Below are 14,285 nucleotides of genomic sequence, written 5' to 3'. Positions count from 1 at the left end.
AAACAAAAGGTATGTCCCCCCGTGAATACAGGGAACATACCTTAGTAATTTAAAAAATATAATTTTGTCTAACTTTTCTGTTGCACTTCATTAGGTATAAAACAGAAAAACGTTTATTTCACATCATTGGAGACTTTTTTGCCTAGTGTACTGAAAGTGTAAATGTTGAGTTGAAGAGGGTATTTGTTGACAATGATGTCTTAGCACATCACAATGAAATTACCTTTTAGGTAATTTCATTGTAATGTGCTGGAGGGCAAAATGAGAATTTCCTATAAAAACAGGAAAGTGGAAAAGCAGTGTGAGAGCTTAAAAGAAGCAAAAAAGGCCTTTTCAGAAAAAATTGCAAAGAAATTATTGAAATTGGTCAACTTTATTAAAGCTGCTGAAAATTTAGAGTAAATAATTAAAAACCCCTTTTATAAATTTCATAAATTAAAAGGGGATAAAGAAGGACTTTATGCTTTAGATATAGATGGAAGAAAGAGCTCCTACAGATTGCTAGTCGCATTTGATGGTATGACTAGCGAATGTATATTTGAAGAAGCCATTTCAATTGTTTCGATACAAATCGAGGAGGTTAGTAAACATTATGAGTAAAGAAAACGTGTATGAAGATTTGATTGCATTTCATCCGGGATCATATGTCGAGGATATTGTTGACGAATTAAACATCACACAAGCTGAGTTTGCTGATCGATTGGGAGTATCCGCAAAAACGATTAGTAAAATAATAAATGGTGAAGATAGAATTAGTAATGATATTGCTAATAAATTAGCAAATCTCACGGGAATATCTATAAAGACATGGATGAATTTACAAGAAGCATATGATATTAAATTTCTTGAAATAGAAAATAAAAAAACTGTAGATAAAGAAGAAAATGTTTGTAGATTAATCGATTTTGGATATTTTAAAAAAAATCATCTTGTAAGAAGTAAAAAATATTCTATTAAGGATAAGGTCGATATATTACATCAGCTGTTAAATGTTTCAAGTTTATCTAATTTAGAAAGTTTTAATCCTGTAGTAAGTTATCGGAATACAAAAGGATTTGAAGAAAAATCCATTATCAATTCAAATGTAATGCTAGAACTGGCTATGAATGAGGCCCGAAATGTCACCGATGTCAAATATACAAAATCGAAATTAAACAAGATTTTACCAATCATAAGGGAAATGTCTTTAGACTCTCCTGAGGTATTCTATCCCAAACTAAAAGAACTTTTATTAGGCTGTGGCATAGTATTAGTTGGGTTGCCTAATCTAAAAAATGCATATTTAAATGGAGCTACAAAGAAATTTAAAAATGGCAGTGTTTTACTATTAATAACAGATAGAAACAAATATTCAGATGTTTTCTGGTTTTCTTTAGTTCATGAATTAGGCCATATTTATTTCAATGATTTTTATTCGAACTATGAAAATGAAGAGGAATATCAACAAAAGGAAGATCGTGCTGATAAGTTTGCTGCGGATTTCTTCATACCTCAGGATATGTATTCAGATTTTGTAAATGAAGGTAAATTTGATAAAAAATCAATTCTGAATTTTGCAAAAATACTAGGAATAAATCCGAGCATTATTGTAGGAAGATTGCAGAAAGAGAAGTTTATTGATTATAAGGATTTACAGGAATTAAAAACTAGTTACAGCATTGTGATGTAATTTTCTAGTGAAACTATTAATAACATAATTAAAGATTGAAAATTAAATGTTCTTTATAGGGTTGAGTCGTGGTATATAGATTTGGCTCTTTTTTATTACAATGTATTCTATTGAATTAAGCTGTCAAGGAAATTATATTTCAAAACCATAATAAAAATGTTCGAATTTAAGGGATAGATAAAAAAACATATAAGTCATTTCCCAAGCTAACCCGTATAATAGAATTACTAGAAGTTTTGCAGTTGAGAAAGTAAAATCATTGGAGGAATAGGCTTGAAATTTACACAAAGCAGTGAATGCAAAGTTTTATACAATTATCCAGAATCAATATTAAAAGGGACAGTTGAAGTGTTGGGCCATTTCGAATTGTTCCAACAATGGAATGAAGACAATATTTCACAATTTTTAGTAATATTAAGAAACGCTTCTGAATTCGGTGATAATCCAGAAGCAGATGGAGCTCTATTAACTGTATATAATGCTGTAAAAGCCTATTTTAACTATTTGGTAACTGAAAATGAATTAAACATGTCACGAGAAGACTTACAATATTTGTTAGAGAATTTTGAAAAAGATAATGAACTCTATGTTTTTCCAAAATTTAGCAGTCTGGACGAAGAATCGAAGGAGTGGAGTTGGCAAGTTGCTTATGAGATCGATCAAATGATTGATAAGTGGATTAATGGCTACGTTGAGGCATCCAAACATCCAGAACGTATCGAACAGGCTGAAATTTTCGATTATATGAGAAACCTATCAAAACAAATTTATGATCGCAATCGACTGACTCCTAATAATTGGAATCGTGAAGCCATTGAGACGACGATAGTTATTAATGGTACCCAACTACCCATGAAAAAAGATTATTACCTAGCTAGAAATAAAGAAGTCGCTAGCTTATTGGGATACGTTGTTGGTCAGCATTGGATGAAGGGCAATCAAGCTGCTATTATTAATCAAAGTCTTAAAGCAAGCGTAGAAACTGCCAGTAAAGTACTGAGATATTTTGATGAACCTGGACCAGAAGAGAATTACGCGAATAAGTTTCGTAATTTCACTATTACAGATGAAAGCTTTGTCTTGAGACTTTTGTACGAAGTTGATAAATTTGCTGGAGTGGATGAAGACATGAATGATTTATTGCTATTTTAATTAGTGGAAAGGAGCGGGCTTTATGTCAGACAAAGAAAGCAAAACGGATAAGCTTTTTAAAGTAATCGACAAATTAGATAGTTCCAAGCTGGGTAAAGTTTTGGATGTTACGGGCAATTTGATTCAATCTGGAGCGGATGTGGTTAATCATCAGTTAGATGAGCACAATAAGCGCCATAGTGATGATGTCAGAGTACCCGATATTATCGATTTAAATTTGAATCAAACTAAAGATCTGTTAAATGACTTAAAGATAAAACATGATTTTGTAGTGATTGACCCTAGCCCTAAATTAGCAGCACATAAAGTTGATACGGTAATTAAAACCGTTCCTAAAGCTAAAACAGTTTTGCCAGCAAATGGATTCATTAAAATTTACTATATAAATAATGAAGCACTAGACCAAAGTAAGGAACTTTTAAAGGAAATTAATGCACGTAAGCAATCTCGAAAAGATTCCGCAAAGGCTTTGGCTAATAAAATTGGTCAGGAAACTAAGTCAGGTATCAGTGGAGCCGTGGAAGCATCTAAAAAATTGGTGCCACATTCTAAGAGAAAGAAAGCCAAAAAGATAAAAGCGACTATTATTGAGATTCCCAAAGAGTCTGATGATTCTAATGAATAGTAAGGTTGTATTTAGTTAATAAAAAGATTTTCCTAATTTAGAACAGTATGGCGTAATTAGAAATATTTTCGGAAACATTATACTCGTAATATACTCCTCTTATAAGTATAATAATGAATATAAAGAGGTGCGATTATGCAGATGAAAAGTAATGAGAAGAAGAAATTAAATGTCAATATTGATAGAAATTTAGCTGATGAAACGCAATCCATTCTAAATGAATTGGGCCTTAATCAAACTACAGCAATAACAATGTTTTATAAGCAAATCGTTGCTAGGGGAGAAATACCGTTCTCTGTTGGATTGACAGAGAAACAAAAAGCTTTACGGAAGCTTCATAAGAATATAAAGAATATACCAGTAGAAAAACTTGAGAACAAAAAACAAATAGAGGACTGGTTTAATGATGAATCGCAAGATTATTAAATCAGATGATATATTAATACTCTATGTTAGTTTTATTAACTCAATCGGAGGAAAGAAAAGACCTGTTTTAGTTTTAGGGTCTGATAAAACATCTCTTTCCTTTTTCTCGTTGACCTCTAGATACGAGAATAAGTCAGAAAGAATAAAGAAACAGTATTACAAGATTAAAAATTGGAAAACTGCAGGCTTAGTAAAACAGACGTATATTGATGTTGGTAAAGTTAGGGAAATTCAATTAGATACTGACGTTGGATTTTATCGAATAGGTCAATTAGACTTAGAGGACATAAACGGATTGAATGATTTCTTAGAAAAATTCGGGTACAATAATTTAAAATAAATGGAAAAAACATTTCTAGTTCAAGTCACGATACTTGATTAGAAATGTTTTTTGATATTATGGTTTCCCATATTCAGAGTCGTTAATGATTTTTTGATAATGTTGAGCATAATCTGTTAGTTCATCTTTGTTTAAATAAAATGTACCACTTAAACTTTAACGTTAGGTTAAAGTCAATGATAAATTATTATTTGCCTTAATTCAAAATTCCAATCACACAATCCTTAAAGAAATATTAAAAAAAATAACCATTAGTGAATAATACTAAACTGTAAGAATAATGTAATAGAAATGTATAAATCTTTTTCTGTGGAGACACTTATAATTGTGTTAATAAATTATTTGTAATCACGGAATGAGGGTAATCACATTAAGAACAAACGAGGGATGTATAAAAAAATTCTTATCAATATTTTGGTTATTAGTGCGCTTATCGTAGGATTAAGCTACTATTTCCATAATAATTCACAAGCCTCGACGGATAGTGAGGATAGTCCGAAAAAAGTTTTGACGATCAAAAAGAAACAGTCGATCATCAAAACTAATTTGACCAATTATTTGAAAACAGTCACTAAAGACGGTACTGCCAGTGTCAGTTTTTATAATTTGGGAAATGATGGATCTTCTAATAATCAGTACGCCAAGGTTCATCAAAAAGGCGCTTTGGAAGTTGAGTCTAATGCCACGGCTGTCATGACTGCTGCTAGTACTTATAAACTATATCTCACGGCGTTTTTAATGCACCAAAAACAAAATGGTGATTTTTCCTGGACTAGTGAGAACGAAACAGGTTTCACCAAAATGATTGTTAATAGTGAAAATGATTTTGCGGAAGAGCAAATCCTCAATAACGGTGCCGATACAATCAGCTCGTTCATTGCTAGCCAAGGTTGGTATCCAAAGGTTTTCCAAACTGATGAAGCTGCTCAGACAACAAGTTACAGCCTACAACTATTGTTGGAAAGTTTAGAAGCTGGAACTGGAGTTTTCCAAGATCCGTTTGATCAGTCGATGATTTTGAATTTGATGGGCAAACAGATTTATCGAAGCGGAATTCCAGCCGGAGCCGCTGCCGCAGAAACAGGTACGACTGTTCAGGATAAAGTCGGTTTCTTGGAAGATACGAATAACGATGCCGGAATCGTAACCCTACCCAATGGACAAAAGTATATTCTAGTAATTATGACGAATGGCCATAACCAAAGTGGTCTAAGTGGTTTTTCGCGAATAGCTAAAATCACTAAAAACGTTCAAAAAATTGTTTACGGATCTCATGCTGGAGAAAAACTGGTTAACTACTCTTAAACAAAAGTTCGGATTTCATGTTAGATGGAGTCTGAACTTTTTTTGATTTGTTGAAAATCGCCATACGGCGGTAGAACACCTCGTTTAACATAATGATCTTGGTAAATAGAATATATGTGATTACATATTTCGTGATTCTCCTCCTCCCAAGGCGTTCTTATTTGTTTGGTTACTAACGTAATTTTTGAAGGATGAAATATTCTGTAATCATCTTTTAAATTTTGAATGATTTCCGGACAATATCCCTGATAATCGGTTTTGTATTTATATAATTTACTATTGAATTGTACTTTGTCACCTGTCTTTAATATACCGAGACTTTGAAATCCTTTAGTTAGATTGATCCAAATTGGTTTAGGCAAAGAAATACCATAATTAATTATCTGAAGATTTGATAGTAATATTATTGGAGTTGCATTTGCCCAAAAAATATTATTGTACTTGAACCCATATTTCATAAATTCACCACGAAAGGTAAGACGCTTATCTGAACTAATATTTTCTAAAGTAATTTGTTTTTTTATAGTCATCATAAAATCTCCTTTAGCTTGTTAACTATAAATTACGAAAAAAAGACTGAAATTACGGATTAATTATCCATAGTTTCAGTCTTTTTTAGTGCTTCGTAACCGGCACTGGTGAATTTGTTGAACATTTGCAGGTCTTTGTACCACGAATCATCTTTGGTGAAATGGTGCCGTTTATTGATGGCAAATGAGCCGTGGATAGAGTAAATGAAGAGTAATTCGGCTTCTTTTTCACTCAATCCGGCTCGCTTTTGAATCGAAGGTACGATAGTGTCACGTTCGTGAGCGATGATGCGGCCAATGATGTAGTCACTCAAACTGGAATCCATCAAAAGATCACGGTATTTTTGTGAATCAGCGATTCTTTGGCAAGCCGGCAAGAGTGATTCGTTTTCTTTCAAGACGTCTAAACTTACTTTGGCCGGGTCAATGGTAAAGCTCGATTCGCCTGTGAAAAGTAAGGCGTCATCCAAAACGGCATTCAAGACGTCGGTCAAGTTGTCGAAGTGTAGATAAAAGGTTGAACGAGTGATGTCAGCTTTACGGCAAAGCATTGCCACGTTGATTTCTGGGTACGATTTTTCTGATATTAAATCTAAAAAAGTATCTTTAATGATATTAATGGTGTAAATAGTTCTGCGATCCATAAAAATCTCCTTAACGCTTTTTAAAAACTGTCCATAATTGGATGATTTTTGAAAATGTGTACTTAATTTTGGTTTCGTTATCCGGTATTTTAAAAGATATTCAATACACTGTGTACATAATTGTACACCATGACGACAAAAATTAAAAAGGAGTTCTAATGAAAACAGAGATCAAGCAAGCTCAAGCGATGATTCATAACAGTGATGCAATCCTCATTAGTGCCAGTAATGGGCTTTCGATTGCTGAAGGTTACAACATTTTCGCTGACGATGAGAATTTTGAGAAATATTTCGAGCATTTTCGTGTATTATACGGCATCAACAGTTTATTGCAGGGCGTGATGGCACAATTGCCAACTCCCGACCACCAAGAGTTTATGCGTCAAGTGCATAAGTATTTAGTGAGTGATTACCAACCTACAGCTGTTTTTCAAAATTTGAAGCACTTGTTGCGGGGGAAAAATTATTTTGTGGTAACTTCAAATGTCGATTCACACTTTCAATTAAACGGTTTTGATAAGGATAAGCTTTGGGAAATTGAAGGCAATTTTGAGGGTCTGGAGATGAAGACATCTCAATGGCAAGCTCAGGAAAAAAACTTCTTGGAGTTTGTTCAAACTAATAAAGATAAGAAAGTTTTACAGCTGGAATTAGGTATCGGGGCCAGAAATCAAATGATCAAAGCTCCATTGATGGAGTCCGTGGCAAAATATGATTGGCAATTTCTAACTTTGAATTTGGCTAAGGAAATCAATATTGCTCCAAATATTCAAGCGAACTCTTTAGCTTTGCCAGGTGATATTAAAACAACTTTGACGGAATTATTGGAGGATTTTTAAAATGGACGATTTAACTTTTTACGAGAAATTAGTTATGAAGACGCAGACTAATTATTCTAACTTCTTTAATGTTTACGCTAGTGGTAGCACACCGGTGAAATTGACGGATAAACCAGCTTTGCCATACGATGAGCAGATTCAAATTTTGGCCGATAAAATCAAGCAAGCTGATCACATTATCGTTGGTGGAGCTTCTGGTTTATCAGCTGCCGGTGGTGGTGACTTTTACTATGAGAACAATGATTCTTTTAAAAAATACTTCGGTAAATTTGCTGAAAAATATAACCTTAGTGGAGCTTTTTCTGGGATGCAATATCCTTGGCCAACTCGAGAAGAGTATTGGGGTTATTTAGCAACTTTTCTTTACACGACTCAACATGCGGAAATTAGACAACCTTATCGTAACTTGCAAGCTATTTTGAAAGACAAGGATTACTTTATTTTGACGACTAATCAAGATACGCAAGCGATTAAAGCTTTTCCTGAAGAAAAAGTGGCTCAAATTCAAGGTGATCATCGATTCTTTCAATGTTCACAACGTTGTAGTGATGAAGTTTGGGATGCGGTAAAACCAGTTGAAGAGATGGTCAAAGCTATGGGGGATGATACTAAAGTGCCAACCGATATGATTCCTAGATGTCCTAACTGTGGTGCTGAGGCTTTCCCTTGGGTGCGTGGTTATGGCAACTTTCTAGAAGGAACTCGTTATCATCAAGAATATCAAAAAATTTCTGATGACGTTTTAAAGCATCTCCATGACGACCACTTATTATTGATCGAACTAGGTGTTGGTCGAATGACACCAATGTTTATTCAAGAACCATTCTGGGGTTTAACTGGAAGTTTAGAAGGTTCGTACGACGTGATGATCAATCGTGATTACCAATTTTTGCCAGAGGAAATTGAGGACAAAGGTCAAGCTATTAAGGGTGACATCGCTAAGGCTTTGAGTGATGTTCGTCAAATTCTCGAAAAGTAAAAGAAGATTTTTAGTATTTCACATTCTTTCAAATTAATCTTAAATTGTTTCCAAAATTCTGATTCCTTAAGTAAGGAAAGAAGTATAATCACTTTGGAAATATAAAAATATTTGTTTAGAGGGAGTGTGTTTATGAAAATTTCTTTGAAAAAATCGGCGACACTGATTGCTGCTCTAACAATGGCAACAACAGGGGTCTTGTCACTGAATTCAACGACAGCAAAGGCTGCAACCGTAGCGACTGTAAAGCCTGGCGTGACAGCTAGACTGTATACTTCACAAGGCTACTTGATCACTAATCGGGCTTTGGCACCTAATACACCTTGGCGTGTTGGTAAAATTGTGAAAATTAATGGCGAAACTTTTTACCAAGTTGCTACCAACGAATATTTGCAGGCGTCAGATTCGACTTTAAACGATGGTAATAGTCAGGCTATCGGTACTATCGTCAATGGGAGTGCGCCAATTTACTACACGATGACAAAGGGTGAAATTCCAGCTGCTAGAAATCTACCAAATGGTTCGACTTGGAAAGTTGATCGTGCTATCAAAGATACAACGGGCGCAGTTTATTACGAAGTTGCTTCTAATCAATGGATCAGCGCTAAAAATATGACAGTCAATAAAGCTGTTGAGACGGTAAATTCTAACACGGCTTTTAGCACCTTCTCATCAAAAGGAAAGGTTGTCGCCAATCCACAAAAACCAACTAATAATCAAACTTCGAACTCAAATCCAGATACAGCCAGTGTAGCCGCCGCCGTACTCAAATCAATCAACGACGAACGTGCTGCCAAAGGGGTCGCTCCATTGTCACAAACCGCCGCTTTGACAAACACCGCCAACATTCGTGCCAAAGAAATTTCCGTGAAATTCGATCATCAAAGACCAAATGGCTCAATGTGCTTCTCAGCCTTCCCAGACGGATGGGGTACCGAAGAAGAGAACATCGCCTACAGATACAAACGTCCCGCAAATGAAATTGCCGCTGATATCATGAACAGTTTCAGAGCGGAAAACTTTGCTCCAAGTCACTATACAAATGTCCTATCACCCGATGTAAATACAGTCGGAGTTTACCGTTCAGGTGACAGATATTACGTTGCTGAAGATTTCATGGGTTAATGAATTTTAATACAGACTAAAAAAACTGAAGTCATTGGGAAAAATCCCAGTGGCTTCAGTTTTTTTACATTCAAGGAGCATTATCACTATATTTCAACATTCTTACCAAAATAATTATGTTGAACAGCCATCATTGCTCCAGCTATGGCACCGTCAAATTGGTCGTAAGCCTTCACTTGGATTGGCTGAGGATCAACACCATTGATGACGAATTGATTTTGAACCAAAAAGCGGCTCAGAATAGTCTTCAATGGTGGAAGTTCGAAAATTTGTCCGTGCAAGATAATTTTATCCGAAACAATCATGACAGAAAGATTGTTTAGCGCAATGGCCAAATATTTCATCGCATTAGTCAAAATAGAAATCACACCATCGTCGCCCATCTTGAAAGCTTTTAATAACGCCTCGATTGAGATTGAATCCGCATCAGGAACCAGTTGGTGCAAGTAGGTTGTAGCGTTATTACGATATAAGATCTTGGCTTTTTTGATCATCCAGGTTTCGCTGGCATATGTCTGCAAGCAACCACGACGACCACATTCACAAAATTCTCCATCGGGATTGACAATCATGTGGCCAATCTCACCAACTAGAAAATCATTTGCTCCGTAAACTTCACCTTGGTAGACGTAGGAAGCAAACATGCCCCGGCTGACGTGGAAGAAGAGATAGTTCTTGTTGCTGAGATTGTGAGTAAGTAATCGCTCAGCACTGCCCATTGTGTGAACGTTATTTTCCAAGTAAATGGGAATTTCTGATTGCTCTAAAAGCTTGCTCCAATCAAGATCCGTCCAAAGTTGGTTGTTGCTAGATATGCGTTTGGTTTTGCTATCAAAATGTCCGGGAATCGAGATACCAATCGCCTTAGGGTCGTATTTCGAACAATCATTTAAAAATTCCGTCAAATTTTGTTGATAATTTTCCATCGTGATGGCGTTACTAGTGTTAATTTCAAAATTTATCGCTTTTTTCTTGATAACTTGGCCAAGATTGTCGATCAAACAAAAGCTGAAAAATTTTTCTGACAATTCGCTGCCGACATAATAAGCTTGTTTGCCACAGGGAGCTAACAAAATTCTTTTTCGTCCGGAACCAGCGGTCGTGGGAGTTGTTTCGCCAACTTCTTTGACAGCGCCTTGCTTGATTAACTCATTAACGATGTCACTAGTAATGGCGGCGGTGATACCGGTTTGGCGAGAAATATCTACTCGGGAGATTGAACCCGTTGTGTAAATTAAATCAAGAATTTGATAGCGTTGTTCAGTTCTTCTTTTGCTAACTTTCATATTTAATTTCTCCTTATCAAGAATTATTATAACAATTAATTATTAAAAATAAACAAAAACTGTTAAAAACACTAAAAATAGCGTTGACAAATTACTTTTAAGAATATATTCTATGATTGTTAACAGAAATAAATAATTTAAAAGCATACATGTAAACGCTTACTTCGATATTTAAATTATTAAAAATAATCAAATGGAAGTAGAGGGGTTTTAACTGTGAATAATAAGTTTATGGATAGTTTGCAGAACCATCTGTTGCCGATTGCGACAAAAATTGGTAATCAGAAGTTCTTAGTTGCACTTCGTGATTCGTTCATTGGTACTATGCCTGCTGTTATGACAGGATCAATTGCGCTTTTAATTAATGCCTTTTTAGTCGATATTCCAACTCAATTCGGTTGGGATGCGATTGTTACCAACATGGCATGGTTGGCTGGAATCAACAGTTTAATTTTTCGAGGCACAGTTTCCGTTGTTTCGCTAATCTTCATTTTCTCCCTAGGGGTCAATGTTGCTAAAATTTATAACACTGACAGATTATCAAGTGGTATCGTAGCATTCAGTGCGTTCATCATTTCAATCGGTAACTCAGTCAGCTCAACTTTTGACATTTCAAAAGTAAAAGGTGATCTAGCCGGCGCTCTTAAAGGTGCTGAAGGAATCTCAATCCATGGACATCAAATGGAAGTTACGATTTCTGGTTTGATTCCAGGTTCAGATATTAGTTCTAATGGTTATTTTACAGCTATTTTAATCGGTTTCTTGTCAGCAATTATTTTCTCAAAGATCATGAACAAAAATTGGACCATCAAATTGCCTGACTCAGTACCACCTGCCATCGCTACACCGTTTCTATCAATCATTCCAGCTTTCATTTCACTATATGTAGTCGGAATCTTCATTACTGTTTTCAACAATGTAACTGGTCAGTCACTACTAGACTGGATCTATAAAGTATTGCAAATGCCATTACTCGGTATGTCACAAAATATCTTTGCCGTGATTGCCATCGCTGTTTTGACCCAATTGTTCTGGTTCTTCGGAATCCACGGTGGAAACGTTATGGCACCTATCATGGAAGGGGTCTTCGGAGTTGCCTTACTAGCTAACCTTGACGCCTATCAACACCATGAAGCAATTCCTTACCTTTGGACAAGTGTTTCCTACAGTGCCTTTGTTTGGTACGCAACGCTAGGTTTGCTCATCGCCATTTTCTGGCAATCACACAACAGTCATTACCGTGAAGTTGCTAAACTTGGTCTAGCCCCAGTACTATTCAATATCGGTGAACCAGTTATGTATGGTCTACCAACTGTTTTGAATCCTTTACTATTTATTCCATTCTTGCTCTGCCCAGCTGTATTGTCTGGAGTCGCTTATGGAGCAACATATCTAGGTTTAGTAAAACCAGTTACTCAAAATATCACTTGGGTTATGCCACCAGTTCTATACGGATTCTTTGCTACAGCTTTTGACTGGCGCTCTATTATTTTATCACTTGTCAATTTAGCTTTAGCTACATTTATTTATCTTCCATTCGTTAAGATGGCAGACAAGCAAGACGTAGTTGAATAAGAGAGGGTAATTATGAAATTCGAGATTAAAGATCAATTCAGATTAAACGATCGGCCATTAAAAATCTTGTCAGGAGCAGTGCATTATTTCCGACTTGATCCTACCCAGTGGCACGACACATTATTTAACTTAAAGGCAATGGGCTTCAATACAGTTGAAACGTATATTCCCTGGAATGTGCATGAACCCGATGAAGGTAAGTTTGATTTTAGTGGCCGATATGATCTGGAAAAGTTCTTAGGAATTGCTGAAGATCTCGGATTGTATGTTTTACTTAGGCCCACTCCGTTCATCTGTGCCGAATGGGAATTTGGCGGGCTACCAGCCTGGTTATTAAATTATGATCTGCAATTGCGTTCCAGTGATCCAGAGTTTTTAAAGAAGGTCCAAAATTATTACCAAGCGTTAATGCCGCGCTTAGTATCACACCAAATTACACACAATGGTTCGGTTTTGATGATGCAAATTGAAAATGAATACGGCTCCTATAGCGAAGATAAAACGTATTTAACTGAAATCGTCAAAATGATGAGAAGCTTGGGAGTTGACGTCCCACTTTTCACTTCTGATGGAACTTGGATTGAAGCCCTCACTGCCGGAACGCTGATCGATAAAGATATTTTTGTGACAGGTAATTTTGGATCACACTCGATCGAAAACTTTGATGCTTTAGAAAAATTTCACCAACAACACAATAAGAAGTGGCCATTAATGTGCATGGAGTATTGGGATGGTTGGTTTAATCGCTGGGGTGAAAAAGTAGTTCGACGAGATGCTTCTGAAATGGTTGAAGACGTTTCGAATTTATTACAACGAGGCAGTATTAATCTATACATGTTTCGCGGGGGGACGAATTTTGGTTTTATGAATGGCTGTTCTGCTCGAAAGAACAAGGATTTGCCACAAGTTACCAGTTATGATTACGATGCAATTTTGAATGAGGCGGGAGAACCAACTGAGAAATTTTTTGCAATGCAAAATATGTTGAAACAAAACTTCCCTGATGTCCAACAACATATCCCCATTTTTCCTAAAATTAACTCCTATCCAACACAACTAAGCACGGGATGTGCCGGTTTGTTAGATAATGCTGAAAAATTTGAAGTTGTCAAAAGTTCTTACCCTAAGTCATTTGAGAAATTGCATCATTATTATGGTTATGTTTTGTATCGGACTGAAACTAAGAATTTTGGTCACGACGAAAAACTGAAAGTTATCGATGCTAATGATCGAGTTAGTTTGTACGCTGATAAAAAATATTTAACAACCCAAACTGCTGAGACAATTGGCGACGAAGTTACTATCAATGGTAAAGATTCTCAGATTCAATTAGATATTTTAGTTGAGAATCAAAGCCGCGTTAATTATGGATACAAGTTGACGGCACCTACCCAGAAAAAAGGTATCAAAGGTGGCGTGATGGTCGATCACCAATTCCAAGTTGGTTGGCAACAATACTTGATACCATTTGATGAAACACTAGAAAAATTGTCATATCAAGCCTCACCAAAATCGACGCAACCAACTTTTAATCGATTTACGATGAAATTAGAGGATATTCATAGTACTTACATCGATTGTTCAAAATATGGCAAAGGCTGCGTGGTAGTGAACGGAATTAATATCGGACGTTTCTGGTCTAAAGGTCCAATCCATACGCTTTATGTTCCTGGTGGGATATTAAAGAAAGACAATGAGATTATTGTTTTTGAAACTGAAAATGTTCCAATTGAAGAATTAAGATTTAGTGACCACGCGATTATCGATAAAATGTAATAGATGGAGAAGAA

Annotated in this window: 15 protein-coding genes; 12 read left to right on the top strand and 3 right to left on the bottom strand. The window is 35.7% G+C overall.

All coding sequences use genetic code 11. The features are described 5' to 3' along the window. Positions 1–261 precede the first annotated feature (261 nt). The 7 genes from U8521_RS09805 (at position 262) to U8521_RS09775 (ending at position 5,517) form a co-directional block, all read left to right on the top strand. Positions 262–402 (top strand): hypothetical protein, encoded by a 141-nt coding sequence (locus tag U8521_RS09805; RefSeq protein WP_334352601.1) that lies wholly within the window; start codon positions 262–264, stop codon positions 400–402. Positions 403–592: 190 nt separating this feature from the next. Continuing rightward, a complete protein-coding gene (locus U8521_RS09800; protein ID WP_334333468.1) occupies positions 593–1,669 on the top strand; it encodes a HigA family addiction module antitoxin in 1,077 nt (358 codons plus the stop codon). A gap of 273 nt (positions 1,670–1,942) precedes the next feature. After that, positions 1,943–2,821, top strand: coding sequence for a hypothetical protein (locus U8521_RS09795; RefSeq protein WP_334352600.1), 879 nt, complete (start codon positions 1,943–1,945; stop codon positions 2,819–2,821). Between the two features lie 22 nt (positions 2,822–2,843). Further along, the gene (locus U8521_RS09790) at positions 2,844–3,446 is read left to right on the top strand and encodes a PASTA domain-containing protein (protein WP_334352599.1); all 603 of its coding nucleotides are present in this window, start codon (positions 2,844–2,846) and stop codon (positions 3,444–3,446) included. A gap of 135 nt (positions 3,447–3,581) precedes the next feature. Beyond that, positions 3,582–3,872 carry a type II toxin-antitoxin system RelB/DinJ family antitoxin gene (locus tag U8521_RS09785; protein WP_334352598.1) on the top strand — a complete coding sequence of 97 codons (291 nt, stop codon included), beginning with the start codon at positions 3,582–3,584 and terminating at the stop codon, positions 3,870–3,872. Further along, on the top strand, positions 3,850–4,212 hold the full coding sequence (locus U8521_RS09780; protein ID WP_334352597.1) for a toxin-antitoxin system, toxin component, MazF family protein: 363 nt from the start codon (positions 3,850–3,852) through the stop codon (positions 4,210–4,212). The genes U8521_RS09785 and U8521_RS09780 overlap by 23 nt, the downstream gene beginning before the upstream one ends. A gap of 387 nt (positions 4,213–4,599) precedes the next feature. Continuing rightward, entirely contained in the window at positions 4,600–5,517 is a 918-nt protein-coding gene (locus U8521_RS09775; RefSeq protein ID WP_334333463.1) for a serine hydrolase, read from the top strand. A gap of 20 nt (positions 5,518–5,537) precedes the next feature. On the opposite strand, the gene U8521_RS09770 is transcribed toward U8521_RS09775, so the two are convergent. Next, positions 5,538–6,050: a hypothetical protein gene (locus U8521_RS09770; protein WP_334333462.1), complete on the bottom strand. Its 513-nt coding sequence runs from the start codon at positions 6,048–6,050 to the stop codon at positions 5,538–5,540. A gap of 56 nt (positions 6,051–6,106) precedes the next feature. Continuing rightward, positions 6,107–6,691 carry a TetR/AcrR family transcriptional regulator gene (locus tag U8521_RS09765; protein ID WP_334352596.1) on the bottom strand — a complete coding sequence of 195 codons (585 nt, stop codon included), beginning with the start codon at positions 6,689–6,691 and terminating at the stop codon, positions 6,107–6,109. Positions 6,692–6,849: 158 nt separating this feature from the next. Between U8521_RS09765 and U8521_RS09760 the strand changes: the two genes are divergently transcribed. The 3 genes from U8521_RS09760 (at position 6,850) to U8521_RS09750 (ending at position 9,634) form a co-directional block, all read left to right on the top strand. Beyond that, positions 6,850–7,530, top strand: a complete 681-nt coding sequence (locus U8521_RS09760; RefSeq protein WP_334352595.1) for an SIR2 family NAD-dependent protein deacylase — start codon at positions 6,850–6,852, stop codon at positions 7,528–7,530. 1 nt (position 7,531) lies between these two features. Next, positions 7,532–8,509, top strand: a complete 978-nt coding sequence (locus tag U8521_RS09755) for an SIR2 family NAD-dependent protein deacylase (protein ID WP_334352594.1) — start codon at positions 7,532–7,534, stop codon at positions 8,507–8,509. Between the two features lie 132 nt (positions 8,510–8,641). Then, positions 8,642–9,634: a CAP domain-containing protein gene (locus U8521_RS09750; RefSeq protein ID WP_334352593.1), complete on the top strand. Its 993-nt coding sequence runs from the start codon at positions 8,642–8,644 to the stop codon at positions 9,632–9,634. 86 nt (positions 9,635–9,720) lie between these two features. Here U8521_RS09750 and U8521_RS09745 read toward each other — a convergent pair whose 3' ends face one another. Further along, positions 9,721–10,920: an ROK family transcriptional regulator gene (locus tag U8521_RS09745; RefSeq protein ID WP_334352592.1), complete on the bottom strand. Its 1,200-nt coding sequence runs from the start codon at positions 10,918–10,920 to the stop codon at positions 9,721–9,723. Between the two features lie 231 nt (positions 10,921–11,151). On the opposite strand from U8521_RS09745, the gene U8521_RS09740 reads away from it, so the two are divergent. Next, positions 11,152–12,495, top strand: a complete 1,344-nt coding sequence (locus U8521_RS09740; protein ID WP_334333557.1) for a PTS sugar transporter subunit IIC — start codon at positions 11,152–11,154, stop codon at positions 12,493–12,495. 9 nt (positions 12,496–12,504) lie between these two features. Beyond that, positions 12,505–14,271, top strand: coding sequence for a glycoside hydrolase family 35 protein (locus U8521_RS09735; protein ID WP_334352602.1), 1,767 nt, complete (start codon positions 12,505–12,507; stop codon positions 14,269–14,271). Positions 14,272–14,285: the final 14 nt, after the last annotated feature.

This window comes from Companilactobacillus miaonis (genome assembly GCF_036913615.1).
Taxonomy (GTDB): domain Bacteria; phylum Bacillota; class Bacilli; order Lactobacillales; family Lactobacillaceae; genus Companilactobacillus.
The sequence above is the reverse complement of the archived record's forward strand: the minus strand, read 5'-3'. Positions and strand labels throughout refer to the sequence as shown.

Excerpts from the sequence above, each read along its gene's own strand:
- U8521_RS09790 (WP_334352599.1), top strand. The coding sequence starts at position 2,844 with ATGTCAGACAAAGAAAGCAAAACGGATAAGCTTTTTAAAGTAATCGAC.
- U8521_RS09755 (WP_334352594.1), top strand. The coding sequence starts at position 7,532 with ATGGACGATTTAACTTTTTACGAGAAATTAGTTATGAAGACGCAGACT.
- U8521_RS09750 (WP_334352593.1), top strand. The coding sequence starts at position 8,642 with ATGAAAATTTCTTTGAAAAAATCGGCGACACTGATTGCTGCTCTAACA.
- U8521_RS09775 (WP_334333463.1), top strand. The coding sequence starts at position 4,600 with ATGTATAAAAAAATTCTTATCAATATTTTGGTTATTAGTGCGCTTATC.
- U8521_RS09760 (WP_334352595.1), top strand. The coding sequence starts at position 6,850 with ATGAAAACAGAGATCAAGCAAGCTCAAGCGATGATTCATAACAGTGAT.
- U8521_RS09800 (WP_334333468.1), top strand. The coding sequence starts at position 593 with ATGAGTAAAGAAAACGTGTATGAAGATTTGATTGCATTTCATCCGGGA.
- U8521_RS09770 (WP_334333462.1), bottom strand. The coding sequence starts at position 6,050 with ATGATGACTATAAAAAAACAAATTACTTTAGAAAATATTAGTTCAGAT.
- U8521_RS09765 (WP_334352596.1), bottom strand. The coding sequence starts at position 6,691 with ATGGATCGCAGAACTATTTACACCATTAATATCATTAAAGATACTTTT.
- U8521_RS09745 (WP_334352592.1), bottom strand. The coding sequence starts at position 10,920 with ATGAAAGTTAGCAAAAGAAGAACTGAACAACGCTATCAAATTCTTGAT.
- U8521_RS09785 (WP_334352598.1), top strand. The coding sequence starts at position 3,582 with ATGCAGATGAAAAGTAATGAGAAGAAGAAATTAAATGTCAATATTGAT.
- U8521_RS09780 (WP_334352597.1), top strand. The coding sequence starts at position 3,850 with ATGATGAATCGCAAGATTATTAAATCAGATGATATATTAATACTCTAT.
- U8521_RS09740 (WP_334333557.1), top strand. The coding sequence starts at position 11,152 with ATGGATAGTTTGCAGAACCATCTGTTGCCGATTGCGACAAAAATTGGT.
- U8521_RS09805 (WP_334352601.1), top strand. The coding sequence starts at position 262 with ATGAGAATTTCCTATAAAAACAGGAAAGTGGAAAAGCAGTGTGAGAGC.